Raw genomic sequence first — 413 nt, forward strand, 5'->3', positions numbered from 1 at the left:
CAATCTTGATTACATCTCCCTGGTCAATCTCATAATGGATCGGGAAGTGGTAAAAGAGCTTATCCAGGATGATCTTAACCGGAAGAATCTAAAAAAAGAACTGGCCAGGATCCTGAATAAAGAGCACAGGAAAAAGATCTTCAGCGATTATTATGAACTGGAGCAAAAACTTGGCGGCAAAGGGGCCAGTGAAAAGACAGCTCAGCTTATTTACCAAAAAATTTCGGGATCATGAGAGGTTTAAAAATGACATTTCTGGTCCTCATTTTTACCCTCACTTCCTGTGGCGCCAGGAAAGGGATCACTACTTCTTCTGAAGAAATTCCTAAAGTGCAAAAGCAACAATATGCTTCCCTTCCGGATTTTGTAGAAATTGAAGATGAGCCTGAAATCACCCGGGAGGAATTCAGCAT

At 41.4% G+C, this 413-nt stretch carries 1 pseudogene; it reads left to right on the forward strand.

Features of this window, described 5'->3' with window-relative positions:
• Positions 1–235: pseudogene (locus HC176_RS16920) on the forward strand (lipid-A-disaccharide synthase); the annotation flags it as partial.
• Between the last annotated feature and the right edge of the window lie 178 nt (positions 236–413).

Source organism: Tamlana crocina, from assembly GCF_012037625.1.